Origin of the sequence: Nocardia pseudovaccinii (assembly GCF_050942345.1) — a bacterium.
GTDB classification, from domain to species: Bacteria; Actinomycetota; Actinomycetes; order Mycobacteriales; family Mycobacteriaceae; genus Nocardia; species Nocardia pseudovaccinii.
Map to the genome: position 1 here is coordinate 2,578,215 of NZ_CP192074.1, position 14,755 is coordinate 2,592,969.

13 protein-coding genes are annotated in these 14,755 nt (G+C 65.9%); 8 read left to right on the plus strand and 5 right to left on the minus strand.

Annotated elements, in window-relative coordinates:
• Nucleotides 1-54: 54 nt before the first annotated feature.
• On the plus strand, nt 55-945 hold the full coding sequence (locus ACQPZ2_RS11695) for a DoxX family protein (protein WP_433525558.1): 891 nt from the start codon (nt 55-57) through the stop codon (nt 943-945).
• 374 nt (nt 946-1,319) lie between these two features.
• Here the strand turns inward: ACQPZ2_RS11695 and ilvD are convergent, their stop codons facing one another.
• The 3 genes from ilvD to ACQPZ2_RS11710 all read right to left on the minus strand — a co-directional run bounded on the left by ilvD (nt 1,320) and on the right by ACQPZ2_RS11710 (nt 4,232).
• Complete coding sequence (gene ilvD / locus ACQPZ2_RS11700) at nt 1,320-3,161, minus strand: dihydroxy-acid dehydratase (protein ID WP_433525559.1); 1,842 nt, start codon at nt 3,159-3,161, stop codon at nt 1,320-1,322.
• A 64-nt stretch (nt 3,162-3,225) separates the two neighbouring features.
• Nucleotides 3,226-3,444, minus strand: coding sequence for a hypothetical protein (locus ACQPZ2_RS11705; protein ID WP_433525560.1), 219 nt, complete (start codon nt 3,442-3,444; stop codon nt 3,226-3,228).
• 80 nt (nt 3,445-3,524) lie between these two features.
• Nucleotides 3,525-4,232 (minus strand): PH domain-containing protein, encoded by a 708-nt coding sequence (locus ACQPZ2_RS11710; RefSeq protein ID WP_433525561.1) that lies wholly within the window; start codon nt 4,230-4,232, stop codon nt 3,525-3,527.
• Between the two features lie 332 nt (nt 4,233-4,564).
• Between ACQPZ2_RS11710 and ACQPZ2_RS11715 the strand changes: the two genes are divergently transcribed.
• From ACQPZ2_RS11715 to ACQPZ2_RS11740, 6 genes are all read left to right on the plus strand, one after another.
• Entirely contained in the window at nt 4,565-6,493 is a 1,929-nt protein-coding gene (locus ACQPZ2_RS11715; RefSeq protein ID WP_433525562.1) for an acetolactate synthase large subunit, read from the plus strand.
• The gene (gene ilvN / locus ACQPZ2_RS11720) at nt 6,490-6,993 is read left to right on the plus strand and encodes an acetolactate synthase small subunit (protein ID WP_040693551.1); all 504 of its coding nucleotides are present in this window, start codon (nt 6,490-6,492) and stop codon (nt 6,991-6,993) included. Before ACQPZ2_RS11715 ends, ilvN begins: the two co-directional genes overlap by 4 nt.
• A 126-nt stretch (nt 6,994-7,119) precedes the next feature.
• Entirely contained in the window at nt 7,120-8,121 is a 1,002-nt protein-coding gene (ilvC, locus tag ACQPZ2_RS11725) for a ketol-acid reductoisomerase (protein ID WP_174566238.1), read from the plus strand.
• A gap of 221 nt (nt 8,122-8,342) precedes the next feature.
• Nucleotides 8,343-9,665 carry a lipase family protein gene (locus tag ACQPZ2_RS11730; RefSeq protein WP_433525563.1) on the plus strand — a complete coding sequence of 441 codons (1,323 nt, stop codon included), beginning with the start codon at nt 8,343-8,345 and terminating at the stop codon, nt 9,663-9,665.
• Nucleotides 9,666-9,938: 273 nt separating this feature from the next.
• A complete protein-coding gene (locus ACQPZ2_RS11735; RefSeq protein ID WP_433525564.1) occupies nt 9,939-11,135 on the plus strand; it encodes an alkane 1-monooxygenase in 1,197 nt (398 codons plus the stop codon).
• Between the two features lie 69 nt (nt 11,136-11,204).
• Nucleotides 11,205-12,251: an acyl-CoA thioesterase gene (locus ACQPZ2_RS11740; protein WP_433525565.1), complete on the plus strand. Its 1,047-nt coding sequence runs from the start codon at nt 11,205-11,207 to the stop codon at nt 12,249-12,251.
• Between the two features lie 81 nt (nt 12,252-12,332).
• Here the strand turns inward: ACQPZ2_RS11740 and ACQPZ2_RS11745 are convergent, their stop codons facing one another.
• Together ACQPZ2_RS11745 and ACQPZ2_RS11750 are read right to left on the minus strand one after the other, a co-directional pair.
• Entirely contained in the window at nt 12,333-12,659 is a 327-nt protein-coding gene (locus ACQPZ2_RS11745) for a hypothetical protein (RefSeq protein ID WP_433525566.1), read from the minus strand.
• A 499-nt stretch (nt 12,660-13,158) separates the two neighbouring features.
• Nucleotides 13,159-13,458 (minus strand): hypothetical protein, encoded by a 300-nt coding sequence (locus tag ACQPZ2_RS11750; RefSeq protein ID WP_433525567.1) that lies wholly within the window; start codon nt 13,456-13,458, stop codon nt 13,159-13,161.
• Nucleotides 13,459-13,690: 232 nt separating this feature from the next.
• Here ACQPZ2_RS11750 and ACQPZ2_RS11755 point away from each other — a divergent pair, with 232 nt between their 5' ends.
• Complete coding sequence (locus ACQPZ2_RS11755) at nt 13,691-14,581, plus strand: AAA family ATPase (protein ID WP_433525568.1); 891 nt, start codon at nt 13,691-13,693, stop codon at nt 14,579-14,581.
• The last annotated feature ends 174 nt before the right edge of the window (nt 14,582-14,755 follow it).

The following is a 14,755-nucleotide window of genomic DNA, read 5'->3' on the forward strand; positions in this document are numbered from 1 at the left end:
CGCCGTCGCATCGAGACCGCCCACGCGGGCGCAAGGCCGCATAGGGTATCGACCGTGACCGAAGAGCCCAAAGACACATCCGCGCGCAAAACCGAGGGGGCGGCGTCGCCCACGGATGAGCAGTCGGCGGTGTCGTCCACCGGTCGTGGCGTGACCAGTCCCTACGATTCACCCACGGGCGTGCTGCCCAGATTGCCCTCCGATATCCCATCGCTCAGCCCCGATTCGGCCAAGGATGTGCCGCGCACCGAGGAGGAACTCGGCCTCGATCCGGAGATCCCCTCGGTCGGTGAACAGACCAGGGCGAACGAAGCCGCGTCCTATTCCTATGCCAGCATTCCGCCCGCCGTGAGCCCGTCCGGTGGTGAGCCGAGCCGCCCGCTGCGCCGCCGCAACGGCGACGCCCGCCGCGGCACTCTCGACCTCGGCCTGTTCGTGCTGCGCCTCGTCGTCGGCGGCACCTTCATCTACCACGGCCTGCAGAAGCTCACCACCTGGTTCCACGGCCAGGGGCTGGACAACACCCGCGACATGATGGCGTCGGGCGGCTGGGACCACGCGACCCTGTCGACCATCCTGGTCATCGCCGGTGAAGTCGGTGGCGGCGGACTGCTTGTCCTCGGCCTGGCCACTCCGCTCGCCGCGGGTGCGGTGCTCGCGGTGATCATCGACGCGTGGCTGTGGAAGCAGGGCATGATCCCCGGCCTCCAGTACAAGTCCTCGGTCAAGAGCGGTGTGGAACTGGAATCCATCCTCGTGGGCACCGCCGTCGTCCTGCTGCTGACCGGACCCGGCCGCCTGTCCTTCGACCGCAACCGCGGCTGGGCCACCCGCCCCGCCTACGGTTCCTTCGTGGTCCTCATCCTGGCCGTGGCCGCCGCCATCGGCACGTGGTACTGGCTCCACGGCGGCAACCCGCTGACCGGGATCGGCCCGTTCGAGTAACCTGCCCAATTCCACTGGCGCCCTTCGTCTTCGGGGGGCGCCCTTTCGCTTCTGGGCGATGCCCGGTGGGGCACAAGGGATGCCGCGTCCCAGCGCTGATACCGACCGACGTCATCTGCTGGCGCGTAGTGCGTGTGCCGGGCACCTGCGTCCGCGATCGCCGACTGTGCCCGTAGTCGGGCCGCTGTTCGACGGCGATGTTGTCGGAACGTAAGCCGTGTCACTCGCAACGGCACCGCCGCGCCGATTCGAGGTCGACGCAAGTGCATGTCTCCTGCGGCGGAGCGTCGAGCCAGCAGTGGTCGGACGCAATCGCGTTGGGATGGAATGCAAACGGCGTCCCTCATGCAAGCACGAGGGACGCCGTCGGGTAATTACGGCACGCGCCGCACGGCACCCTTGTCGGCGGACGTCGCGAGTGCGGCGTAGGCGCGCAGGGCGGTGGTCACCGGACGCACCCGATCGACCGGCTGCCAAGGCCGTTCGGACGCTTCCATTTTCGCGCGGCGTTCGGCCAGCACGGCATCGTCGACGAGCACCTCGAGGGTGCGGGTGGTGACGTCGATGCGGATCTGGTCGCCGTTCTCGATCAGGCCGATGGCGCCGCCACTGGCGGCCTCGGGCGACATGTGGCCGATCGACAGACCGGAGGTGCCGCCGGAGAAGCGACCATCGGTGATCAGTGCGCACTCCTTGCCGAGACCGGCGCCCTTCAGGAATGCGGTGGGGTGCAGCATTTCCTGCATACCGGGGCCGCCCGCGGGACCCTCGTAGCGGACCACGATCACATCGCCCGGCTTGATCTTCTTGCCGAGGATCGCCGAAACGGCCTCCTCCTGCGACTCCACCACCACGGCCGGACCCTGGAAGGTGAACAGCTCCTCATCGATACCGGCGGTCTTGAGCACCGCGCCGTCGGGCGCGATATTCCCGCGCAGCACGACCAGGCCACCCTCCTTGGTATAGGCGTGCTCGAGATCACGGATGCAACCGCCAGCGGCATCGGTGTCCAGCGACGACCACCGGTTGCTCGTGGAGAACGGCTCGGTCGTGCGTACCCCGCCCGGTGCGGCATGGAACAGTTCGATGGCTTCCTCGGATGCCTTGCCGGAGCGGATATCCCAGGTGTCGAGCCATTCGTCGAAGCTCTTGGTGTGCACCGTGGTGACGTCGGTCTCCAGCAGTCCGGCCCGGCGCAGCTCGCCGAGGATGGCCGGAATGCCACCGGCCCGGTGCACATCCTCCATGTGGTAGTCCGAGTTGGGGGAGACCTTGGACAGCGTCGGCACCCGGCGGCTGGTCTCCTCGATGGTCGACAGATCGAAGTCGATCTCACCCTCCTGCGCGGCGGCCAGGGTGTGCAGCACCGTATTGGTGGAACCGCCCATCGCCACGTCCAGCGCCATCGCATTGCGGAAGGCCTTGGCATTGGCCACATTCCGCGGCAGCACCGACGCGTCGTCCTCGCGGTACCAGCGATTCGCGATATCGACGATTACGGTGCCCGCCCGCTCGAAAAGCGCGTGCCGGGCGGCATGGGTGGCCAGCGTGGATCCGTTGCCGGGCAAGGCGAGTCCGAGCGCCTCGGTGAGGCAGTTCATCGAATTCGCGGTGAACATGCCCGAGCAGGAGCCGCAGGTCGGACACGCGCTGCGCTCGACCTCGGACAGGCCTTCCTCGCTGACATTCATATTGGCGCTGGCCGCGATCGCGGTGATCAGATCGGTCGGCGCCTGTGCGACACCGCCGACGACCACGGCCTTACCGGCCTCCATCGGCCCGCCGGAAACGAAGACGGCCGGGATGTTCAGGCGCATAGCGGCATTGAGCATGCCGGGCGTGATCTTGTCGCAGTTGGAGATGCACACCAGCGCGTCGGCGGTGTGCGCGTTCGCCATGTATTCGACCGAATCGGCGATGATTTCACGCGAGGGCAGCGAGTAGAGCATGCCGCCGTGGCCCATCGCGATGCCGTCGTCGACCGCGATGGTGTGGAACTCCCGCGGTACACCGCCCGCGGCGCGCACCGCGTCCGCGACGATCTCACCGACGTTCTTCAGATGCACGTGGCCCGGCACGAACTGCGTGTAGGAGTTCGCGATGGCGACGATCGGCTTACCGAAGTCGGTGTCGGTCATACCGGTGGCGCGCCAGAGTGCGCGCGCGCCCGCGGCATTGCGGCCGATGGTGGTTGTCCGTGAACGAAGCGGTGGCATGTAAATCCTCGGGAGGTCGCGGGGGCTGATGTGCGACTGCGCGGAGTTCGCTCAGTGAGCGAATTCAGCGACCGACCACGTTACTCCTGCGCGCGGCGGGGATTTCGGGGCGGTCGACGGCACTGATCGCCATCGGTGTGTGGTTCGGGATGGTGTCGCCGCGAGGGTGGTCGTCGGCGCGGACGGTGTCATCGGCCGTGTCGGTTCCGGCACCGTCGGTATCCACTGGTCCGGTGCGTGCGGGCGGGGATTGTTCGTCCGACGCGGTCACCGGATCGCGCATCCGGCAGCGAGCCTACCCGGCGGCGGTCCTATCCCCGCCGCTGGTGAACCGCCAGTCGTCGGAGTCGCGCACGTCGATCGTTACGCGTCGGAGTCGCGCGCGTCGGTGTCGGAGTCGCGCGCCGCGATTTCGGTGGCAGGTGCTTCGACGTCGGTGCTGGCCTCTTCCACCTCGGCTTCGGCCGCTTCCGCGTTGGCCTCGGTCTTGGTCGCTTCCGCCTTGGCTTCGGCTTCGGCTGCTTCGATCCCGGCCTTGGTCGACTTCGCCTCGTCCTCGCTCTTGCGCGCCTCGTACTCCGCCTCCCGTGCCGCTGCCTCCGCCGCGAACAGATCCGGAATCCGGCCGTTCGACGCGCGGATCAGATCACGCAACCGGTCATAGCTGACCGCGGGCAGCTTCACCTCGGTGTCATCGGTGAGATGGGCACGCACGAACCCGCGCTTCGGAATGCCGACCCCCGCGACCTGTGTCCAGTCGAGGTGCCGCGAACCGAAAACCGTGCGCAGATCCAGCCCGTCCTCGGACACTGTGGTGCGCGTGCGTTCGATCCACAGCACCGCCGCGACCGGGAGCAGTAGCAGCCACCACAGTCCGATCGGCCAGCCGACGAAGGCGAAGAAGACACAGAACAGCAGTACGAGCACACCGAGGTGGGCCATCTGCGTAATGCGGATGACCTGCGCCGTCTGCGTCGGCTCGGTGGGTTCCGGCGAACTACCCGTCTCCGATCCCGCCGCGGGCGTGTGGGACGATTTAGCCGGTGGCACGGACTGATGCGGTGATGACACACCACCATCCTCGCATCATGGTGAACGGACTCGAGCACCCGCTCGGTCTCACATAATGAGACCTGTTTGACTGATCGACTCGCGCACACATACCGTCATGCGCGTGAATCGAAACGAGTTGCTCGTAATCGGCCGGCGCGTCCAGCGTTGAGCCTGACTACCTGAGTCGAATACGTCAGCTCGCGTTGCGACGCGCCACCCTCGAACAGCCATGCGCTGTCGGGGGCTTTTTTGTGTTCGGGACAAAAGTCCTGGCATGTGGCCGCTTCGCAAGGCACCACGTGCAAGCACAGTTGTCCGGGGTCTAGTACGAACAGTTAGGAACGAAGACGGTGAGTGCACCAACCGCACGGCCCGGGCCCTCGGCCCGCAGGCCGGCGCCTTCGGCGAATCAGCAGGCCGCGCCCGCTGGCGGTCCGACCAACGCGGCGAACCGCCGCCAGGTCCCGCCCGAGCGGGTCACCGGCGCGCAGTCCGTCGTCCGCTCCCTCGAGGAGCTCGGCGTCGACACGGTATTCGGCATTCCCGGCGGCGCGATTCTCCCGGTCTACGACCCGCTCTTCGATTCCACCAAGGTCCGTCACGTCCTCGTCCGGCACGAGCAGGGCGCGGGCCACGCGGCCACCGGTTATGCGCAGGCCACCGGCAAGGTCGGCGTCTGCATGGCCACCTCCGGTCCGGGCGCGACCAACCTGGTCACCCCGATCGCCGACGCGCAGATGGACTCGGTTCCGATCGTCGCCATCACCGGCCAGGTCGGGCGCGGCCTGATCGGCACCGACGCATTCCAGGAAGCCGATATCTCCGGCATCACCATGCCGATCACCAAGCACAACTTCCTCATCACCGATGGCATCGACATCCCGCGCATGATCGCGGAGGCCTTCTACCTGGCCTCGTCCGGTCGTCCGGGCGCGGTGCTGGTCGACATTCCGAAGGACGTGCTGCAGGCGCAGACCACCTTCAGCTGGCCGCCGGAGATGCGGCTGCCCGGCTACCGTCCGGTGACCAAACCGCACGGTAAGCAGGTGCGCGAGGCCGCGCGGATGATCCTGGAGTCCAAGCAGCCGGTGCTCTACGTCGGCGGCGGCGTGATCAAGGCCGACGCCTCGCCCCAGCTGCTGGAGCTGGCCGAACTGACCGGCATCCCGGTGGTCACCACCCTGATGGCACGTGGTGCTTTCCCGGACAGTCACCAGCTCAACATGGGCATGCCGGGCATGCACGGCACCGTCGGCGCCGTGGCCGCCCTGCAGAAGTCCGATCTGCTGATCACCCTCGGCGCGCGTTTCGACGACCGCGTCACCGGTCAGCTGGACTCCTTCGCGCCCGACGCGAAAATCATCCACGCCGATATCGACCCGGCCGAGATCGGTAAGAACCGGCACGCCGACGTCCCGATCGTCGGCGACTGCCGCGAGGTGATCGTCGAACTGATCGAAACGCTGAAGGCCGACCCCTCCGGCGCGCCGAAGCTGGACTTCACCGATTGGTGGCAGTACCTCGACGGCATCCGCAAGAGTTACCCGCTCGGCTGGACGACGCCGAGTGACGGCTCGCTGTCGCCGGAATTCGTCATCGATGCGCTGGGCCGCCTGGCCGGACCCGACGCCATCTACTGTGCGGGCGTCGGTCAGCACCAGATGTGGGCCGCGCAGTTCATCAAGTACGAAAAGCCGCGCACCTGGCTGAATTCCGGTGGTCTCGGCACCATGGGCTACGCCGTCCCGGCCGCCATGGGCGCCAAGATGGGCGCGCCGGACAAAGAGGTCTGGGCGGTCGACGGTGACGGCTGCTTCCAGATGACCAACCAGGAGTTGGCCACCTGCGCCGTCGAGGGCGTGCCGATCAAGGTCGCGCTGATCAACAACGGCAACCTCGGCATGGTCCGCCAGTGGCAGACCCTGTTCTACGAGGAGCGCTACTCCAACACCGATCTGGGCACGCACACCCTGCGCATCCCCGATTTCGTCAAACTCGCCGAAGCCCTCGGCTGCCACGGCATCCGGGTCGAGCGCGAGGAAGACGTGGAGGCCGCGATCCGCGAGGCGCAGTCCATCAACGACCGTCCCGTGGTGATCGACTTCATCGTCGGCAAGGACGCCCAGGTGTGGCCGATGGTCGCCGCGGGCACCAGCAACGACGAGATCATGGCCGCGCGCGGCATCCGCCCACTCTTCGACGAGGACGAGCAGGCCGCCGAGCCCGCCGTCATCCACGAGGCGATGTCGCACGACAAGAGCAAGGGGACCGAACAGTGAGTACGACTCACACCCTCAGCGTGCTGGTGGAGGATAAGCCGGGCGTGCTGGCACGGGTCGCGGCGCTGTTCTCCCGCCGCGGCTTCAATATCGAATCGCTGGCGGTCGGCGGCACCGAGATCCCGGAGATCTCGCGCATGACCATCGTCGTCACGGTCGAGGATCTGCCGCTCGAGCAGGTCACCAAGCAGCTCAACAAGCTGGTCAACGTCATCAAGATCGTGGAGCAGGACGCCGACACCTCGGTCGCCCGCGAACTGATCCTGGTGAAGGTGCGTGCGGACGCCAGCGTGCGGACCCAGGTCATCGAGGCGGTTACGCTCTTCCGGGCGAAGGTGATCGACGTCTCGCCGGATGCGCTCACCGTCGAGGCGACCGGAACCCGGTCCAAGCTCGACGCGCTGCTGCGGATGCTCGAGCCGTATGGCATCCGGGAGATCGTGCAGTCCGGTGTGGTGGCCGTCGGCCGCGGACCCAAGTCGATCACAGCGACTCGCTGACGCTCGCCGCGGTGGCCGCGCTGTGTTCTTCGGGCCAGCCCAAAAGCGGGCTGGCCTGCTGAACCGCTTGAAACTAAACAACTTTCGACAAGAAGAACAAGAAGGGAACCTACAGTGGCAGTCGAGATGTTCTACGACGACGACGCCGACCTGTCGATCATCCAGGGCCGCAAGGTCGCTGTCATCGGCTACGGCAGCCAGGGCCACGCGCACTCGCTGAGCCTGCGCGACTCCGGCGTCGAGGTCCGCGTCGGCCTCGCTGAGGGTTCGAAGTCGCGGCCGAAGGCCGAAGAGGCGGGCCTGACCGTCGGCACCCCGGCGGAGGTTTCCGCGTGGGCCGACGTGATCATGGTGCTGGCCCCCGACACCGCCCAGGCGTCGATCTTCACCAACGACATCGAGCCCAACCTGAAGGACGGCGACGCGCTGTTCTTCGGCCACGGCCTCAACATCCACTTCGGCCTGATCAAGCCGCCGGCCAACGTGACCATCGGCATGGTCGCGCCGAAGGGCCCGGGCCACCTGGTGCGTCGCCAGTTCGTCGACGGCAAGGGCGTTCCGGCCCTCATCGCGGTCGAGCAGGACCCGAAGGGTGAGGGCCAGGCGCTGGCGCTGTCCTACGCCAAGGGCATCGGCGGCACCCGCGCCGGCGTCATCAAGACCACCTTCAAGGAAGAGACCGAGACCGACCTGTTCGGTGAGCAGGCCGTGCTCTGCGGTGGTACCGAAGAGCTGGTCAAGACCGGTTTCGAGGTCATGGTCGAGGCGGGCTACGCGCCGGAGATGGCGTACTTCGAGGTGCTGCACGAGCTCAAGCTCATCGTCGACCTGATGTACGAGGGCGGCATCGCCCGCATGAACTACTCGGTCTCCGACACCGCCGAATTCGGTGGCTACCTGTCGGGTCCGCGGGTCATCGACGCCGACACCAAGAAGCGCATGCAGGACATCCTGCGCGACATCCAGGACGGTACCTTCGTCAAGCGCCTCGTCGCCAACGTCGAGGGCGGCAACAAGGAGCTCGAGGCGCTGCGCAAGGCCAACGCCGAGCACCCGATCGAGGTCACCGGCGCCAAGCTGCGCGGCCTGATGAGCTGGGTCGACCGGCCGATCACCGAAACCGCGTAATACGCGCGAACAGCACAGCGGCCCATCCCGATTCGTCGGGGTGGGCCACTGTCGTTTCGGGCCGACGCCGAAGTGGACCTCGGTGTTTGCGGGATTCGAGGGTATCGCGGATCGGCGTTTCTGGTCGGGATTCACGGAAAACCGATCTTCCTGGAGATAACCTCTCTATCCGATTCTAGATGCCATGGGTACTCCCAAAATCGCAGGAAGGATCAGAAATCGTGCGCAGCCGAATATTTGGATTGGCCGCAGCTTTGACGGGAACCCTCATTGTTGTCGGCGGCGGTACTGTCACTGCTCCACATGCATGGACGCAACCGGCCGGGGAGCAACCGGTCGCAGAGGCCGATTTCTACCTTCCGCCGCCATCGCTTCCGGACGGGCCGGGCACCATCGTTCGCGCCGAACCGGCGGCGGTGGCGATGTCGGCACCCGGGCAGCCGGGATTGGTCCCCGCAGCGGCGACGCGGCTCATGTACGTCAGCAGTGATACCCATGATGCGCGAACCGCGGTTGTGGGCACGTATCTGCAGCCGAGCGTGCCGTGGACCGGCCCGGGTGAGCGGCCGCTGGTCGCGTACGCGGGCGGTACCAAGGGACAGGGCGATCAATGTGCGCCCTCGAAGCTGATGACGCAGATCGTCCAGGCCCAGCCGCCATTGGACATAATCTTCGAATACGATCTGGTGGCAATCCGTTCGCTGCTCAACCGTGGTATCGCGGTAGTGGTGACCGACTATCACGGCCTCGGCACGCCCGATGTGCACGACTATCTGAACCGGAAAGCGCAGGCCTACGCGGTACTGGACTCCGCGCGCGCCGCGCTGCAATTGCCCGGCTCCGGCCTCAACCCCGGCACGCCGGTCATTCTCTACGGGTATTCGCAGGGCGGTATGGCCTCCGCCGGCGCGGCTGAACTGCAATCGAGCTACGCCCCCGATCTGAATGTGCGCGGCGCCTACATCGGTGGGCCGGTGGTGGACGATGAATACTTCATCGGCTACAACGACGGCCGCGCCGATTTCGCACCGTCGATCGCCTGGATACTCAACGGCATTGCCGCCGACTACCCGGAAACTCGCCCGGTGTTGGACGCCGAACTCAACGACCTCGGCAAGGCGATCCTGCAGGAATCCCTTGGCAAATGCGCGGTCCCGGTCGGACTTGCCCAGGAGCACGGGAATACGTCGGAGTGGACCACCAGCGGTGAACCGCTGACGGCCGTCATCGATCGGTCCCCGGCGTTGCAGTCGGCATTCGCCGAGCAGCGAATCGGCACACGCGCGCCGGCCATTCCGGTACTTGCCGCCTCGGCCATCAACGACCAGGGAGCGCCATTTGTGCCGGTGCGTGACGTGGCCGCCGGTTGGTGTGGTGGCGGAGTGCCCGTTCAGCTGGAATCGAACGCCGAAATTCCCCCCGCATCCGGACTCGTGGGCACCCACGTGATCGCCTTCTTCCCGTCACTGGTGTCCTCGCAGCAATGGTTGACCGATCGGCTCGCGGGTCTGCCCGCTCCATCCAACTGCGCGGCGCTGCCGTAGCACGGTGATTTTCGGTGCATAATGCTCCGGCGGCGGGTCGGTTCCAGGCCGAACCCGCCGCCGGTGTGCTGATCGAGTACCGCGTGCGATTCTCCCGACCGCGGCGACGATGCACCTCTCGGCTCAGGAAATTCGTTAGGTCAGAAGGTGGTTTTCGACAGATTGCTGGCAGTCTGCGCGGGCACAGCTATTCTGGAGCGACAGTTTTACCGCAACGGATTTCGGCGGCCCCACCCCCTGTCAGTGTTGTTCTGTTGGAGGCCCGAGGCACCTATGTCGATCTTCGAGAACACGGAAAGACGCGACCCCAAACGGTATCTGTGGATACTGGGGTTGATCGCTCCGACTTGCGCCGTACTTCCTTCACAACTCGTGGTCCATACCGGCCTCGAAATATTCTGGTGGATCGGTCCGATCATCGTGCTGGTGGTGATCCCGCTGCTGGACTGGGCGATCGGGAATGACGGGAGCAATCCGCGCGACGAGGATTACGAGTCCTTGTCCAACGATCGCTTCTACCGTTGGTGCACTTACCTTTTCCTGCCGCTACAGTTCATCGGCCTGCTCATCGCCGGATATCTCTGGGCCAGACCGGCGCTGAGCATATCCGACAAGCTGGGGCTTGCCGTGACGCTCGGGTTCGTATCGGGCATCGGAATCAACGCCGCCCACGAACTCGGCCACCGAGTCGAGCATCTCGAACGCTGGCTGGCGAAAATCGCACTGGCGCAATCGGGATACGGGCACTTCTTCGTCGAGCACAACCGCGGCCATCACGTGCGCGTCGCGACGCCGGAAGATCCGGCCAGTGCCCGATTCGGCGAATCACTGTGGGAGTTCCTGCCGCGCACTATGATCGGCGGCTTCCGCTCGGCTCTGGTTCTGGAGCGTGAACGCCTTTCCCGCAAGGGAAAGCGCTGGTTCTGCTTGGACAATCATCTGCTGCAGGCTTGGTCGATGAGTGTTGCGCTATTCGGCACGCTGATCGTCCTCTTCGGGCCCGCGGTGATCCCGTTTCTGGCGTTGCAGGCGCTGATCGGCGCCGGGCTGCTGGAGACGGTGAACTACGTCGAGCACTACGGACTGCTTCGCCCACGCGGTCGCAATGGCAACTACGCGCGCTGCTCCCCGCGTGACAGCTGGAACAGTGACCGTCTGGTCACGAACATATTCCTGTTCCATCTACAACGCCACAGCGACCACCACGCGAATCCGGGGCGCCGCTACCAGACCCTGCGCAGCTCGGAGCAGGCACCGCAGCTACCTGCCGGCTATGCGAGCATGATCCTGTTGGCCGCCGTCCCGCCGATCTGGCGCGCGGTCATGGACCGCCGTGTCCTCGCCCACTACGGCGGTGATATCAGCCTCGTCAACGCCAAACCTCGGACCAGGCGTCGCCGCATCTCCGCTCGCTTGCGCCGGACACGTTCACTGACAGCCGCATCGGCGGAGCCGGCTACTCGCCCGTAGCGGCGCGGTTGCCTATCGTCTTCGGGGACATCGGAGTCGGAACCATTTCTGCCGAACAGATCGCGAGTCGTGAGCATCTCATCCACCACACTTGTCCCCGCTTCCGTACCGAGCCCGGCGACGGCCGGTCAACGTGCTGAGGCCATCCACCGCTTTCTCGTCAAACCGGCCGACGCGGGCATCGCCGGTTCGGTCGACGGCGGCAAGCTACTCGAATGGATCGACAAGGTCGCCTATGCGGCGGCGGCTCAGTGGAGCGGTTGCTACTGCGTTACCGCCTACGTCGGCAATATTCACCTGGACCGTCCGATCGCGGTCGGTGAATTGGTCGAACTGCACGCGAATCTCGTGCACACCGGGCGCACCAGCATGCATATTCTCGTCAGCGTCTATTCGACCGATCCCACGCGACGCAAGCCGGTGCAGACGGCGCAGTGCCTGACGATCTTCGTCGCGATCGACGACAACCGGCGGACCGTCGAAGTGCCGCAATGGAATCCGACATCGATTCTGGAACTCGAGCGGCATCGGCAAGCGCGAGCGCGGGTTTCGGTTCGGAAGCGGATCGAGGAGGCGATGGCGGCGCAGCAGTACACAGCGGCGGGTACAGCGCCGACGTCGATTTTGCGATTCCTGGCCGCGCCTTCGGATATCAACTGGGGTGGCAAGGTGCACGGCGGTCGCACCATGCAGTGGATCGATGAGGCCGCGTATATCTGCGGTGCCGATTGGGTTGGGCAGCATGTGATTACGTCGTACTTCGGCGGGATCCGGTTCTACCGGCCGATTGTCATCGGGCACATTGTCGAGGTGAGTGCGCGGCTGATTTACACCGGGCCGCGGAGTATGCACGTCAGCGTGCACGTGACGTCGACGGATACGCATTCCGATGAACCGGCGCTCGCCGCGCACGGTCTCGCGGTTGTCGTCGCGGTCGAGGAGAACGGTAAGGCGCGGCCGGTGCGCCAATGGGTTCCGGTTTCCGCGGAGGATGAGGCGCTCGATGCGCATGCGCGGCATCTCATCGAATTGCGGGCCGAGGTGGAGCGGTTCACGCAGGCGAGTGATGTGCCCGCCGATGCCGAGCCCAACCATTTCCGGGTGCCGATGCCGTGACGGGTTGTAGCGGCTGGCCCGGGGTGCGACTTCCCGTTGCGGTGGTCCGGACCGGCTGAGGCCGGACCACCGCGGCGCGGGCTAGTTGGTGCTCGGTCTGTGCTGGTTGTTCGGGTTGAGCGGGCTGTTCGGGTTGGCCGGATTGTTGGGGTTGAGCGGGCTCATGGGGTTCGCCGGGTTGTTCAGGTTGTGCGCCCATTCGCGGGCCTCCCTGTCCCGCCGCTCTTGCTCGTACCGCCACGCCTGTTCGCACTCGTCTCGGTGTTCGGGTGCTTCACAGTCGTCCGATCCGGCGGAACCTGTTGCGGGCGCGGCCGACGCCGGAATTGCCGAGGCGGTCAAGGGGACAGCGATGAGAGCGGCGGCCACGGCCACCTGGGCCAGCATCCAGCGGGGCGTCATTGTCATTCTTCCACTCTTACGTGCGTGCGCCGAAAAATCTCCTGCCGCAGCGGGATTCGGGGTTATTTCAGTCGAAAGTATGAGCCGCGATGAGGCCGGAGTAGGGGGTGTCCCTTAGCCGGATCGACCGGAAGTCGATTACCGGCATAGCATCTCGGGCGCGTGCGGACGCGAGTCCAGCAGCGCCATGGTCGTCGCACATCCAGTAAGCACTTCGCGCAACGCATGGAGCCTATCGCCGAATTGCCGCGAATTTTGGCCGCGATCCAGGGCTCGCTGCTATGTCGACGACTGCCGCGCAATCGTGCCCACCCGAAGGCGATTTGATCCCCGGCGTGTGACGTTGATGTGACGGAATAGCCGCTAGCTTCTGCGTGATACGCACGGGGTATGCGACGGCTGCCAGGCTGGTGTTGGAGAGATAGGCGGTGTTGCGGGGGCGGGCGGAAGGTTGGTCGGGATGACAACGGCCCGGCGCCTGTGGTGCCGGGCCGTCTGCTCTCGATCAGCTGCTGCCGAATGTGCCGCGGGGGAACAGGTGGCGGGGGAATCGCCACGGGTCGTTCCAGCGGCCCGGGAGATCGCAGTCGTCCCAACGGCCGGGGCTGTGGCTCCAGTCGTCGAAGAAGCCGGGGCGGTCGCAATCCCAATCGTTGTTGTGCGGGTGCCGCACCTCGGTCACGCCGGGTTCGCTGGTGGCCGGGTCGGCCGAGGCGGGTATGGCCAGTGCGGTCAGCGGGACTGCGGCGAGGGCGCAGGCCATGGCCACTCGGGTGAATCGGCGGGGAGTCGTTCTCGAGAACACCGTGGTTCCTTTCTATCTGCGCGTCCGCGGGGACGCCGTCGTTGCTCGCCGGATGCGGGGGATGCCCGGCGACGCAACGATTTGCACGTCCACACTCGGCCGCGACCGGTCGGATGGCAATGGTGCGAACACGATTTCAGGAAGATTCATCATTTGGTATGACGAGTCCCCCATGCGGTGGGGGTCGGCCTCAGGGGCGTCGCGGAAATCCGCTGGTTCTAGACTGTTACCGATGAGTAAGTTCTTTGGCTCGGTCGACGAGGTGACGCGGCGGCTCACCGGCGCCGGATACCTGCCCTCCACCGACATCGCCACCGCGGTGTTCCTTGCCGGTCACCTGGGCAAGCCCCTGCTGATCGAGGGTCCCGCGGGTGTCGGCAAGACCGAGCTGGCCAAGGCGATCGCCGCCGCCACCGCCTCCGACCTCGTGCGCCTGCAGTGCTACGAGGGCATCGACGAGGCCCGCGCGCTCTACGAGTGGAATCACGCCAAGCAATTGCTGCGGATCACCGCCACCGACAACGTGAGCTGGGACAGCACCCGCGACCACGTCTTCACCGAAGAATTCCTGCTGCAACGCCCGCTACTGGCCGCGATCCGGAATCCGCATCCGACCGTGCTGCTCATCGATGAACTCGACAAGGCCGATATCGAGCTCGAAGGACTGCTGCTCGAGGTCCTCGGCGACTATCAGGTCAGCATCCCCGAACTCGGCACCGTGACCGCCGTCCGCAAGCCCTTCGTCATCGTCACCTCGAACGCCAACCGCGACCTCTCCGAAGCGCTGAAACGCCGTTGCCTCTACCTCCACATCGACTATCCGACAGCGGAATTGGAGCGCGCGATCGTCCGCATGAAGGTCCCCGAGCTCGATGAGACTCTGGGGGAGCCGGTAGTACGAACCGTCGCCGCCCTCCGCGAGCTCGCCCTCCGCAAACCGCCCTCGATCGCCGAAACCGTCGACTGGGCAAGAACTCTCGTAGCTCTTGGTGCCCGAAACCTATCCGGCACCATCGTCCGATCCACCCTCGGCGTACTGCTCAAATACCAAGCCGACCATCGCACGGCCATCGATCGCCTCGAGCTTCCGGCAGCCGATCTACACGAACGCAGGTCGTCATGATCGCGGCCGCCGCGATCCGAGTCGCGCCCGAATGGAGGTGCATGCGATGCACGGCGCATGAATGTGCCGCCCATCAACTGCCGCACCGTTTATCCAAATCTTTTGCGGGCGTCTGCGACGAGTGCGGATCTCGCCGACGCGTGGGGCAGGTGGGCGAGGCGGGTCGGCGCCGAT

Coding starts and splice junctions, on each gene's coding strand:
- ilvD (WP_433525559.1), bottom strand. CDS start 3,161: ATGCCACCGCTTCGTTCACGGACAACCACCATCGGCCGCAATGCCGCG.
- ACQPZ2_RS11705 (WP_433525560.1), bottom strand. CDS start 3,444: ATGCGCGATCCGGTGACCGCGTCGGACGAACAATCCCCGCCCGCACGC.
- ilvC (WP_174566238.1), top strand. CDS start 7,120: ATGTTCTACGACGACGACGCCGACCTGTCGATCATCCAGGGCCGCAAG.
- ACQPZ2_RS11735 (WP_433525564.1), top strand. CDS start 9,939: ATGTCGATCTTCGAGAACACGGAAAGACGCGACCCCAAACGGTATCTG.
- ACQPZ2_RS11745 (WP_433525566.1), bottom strand. CDS start 12,659: ATGACAATGACGCCCCGCTGGATGCTGGCCCAGGTGGCCGTGGCCGCC.
- ACQPZ2_RS11755 (WP_433525568.1), top strand. CDS start 13,691: ATGAGTAAGTTCTTTGGCTCGGTCGACGAGGTGACGCGGCGGCTCACC.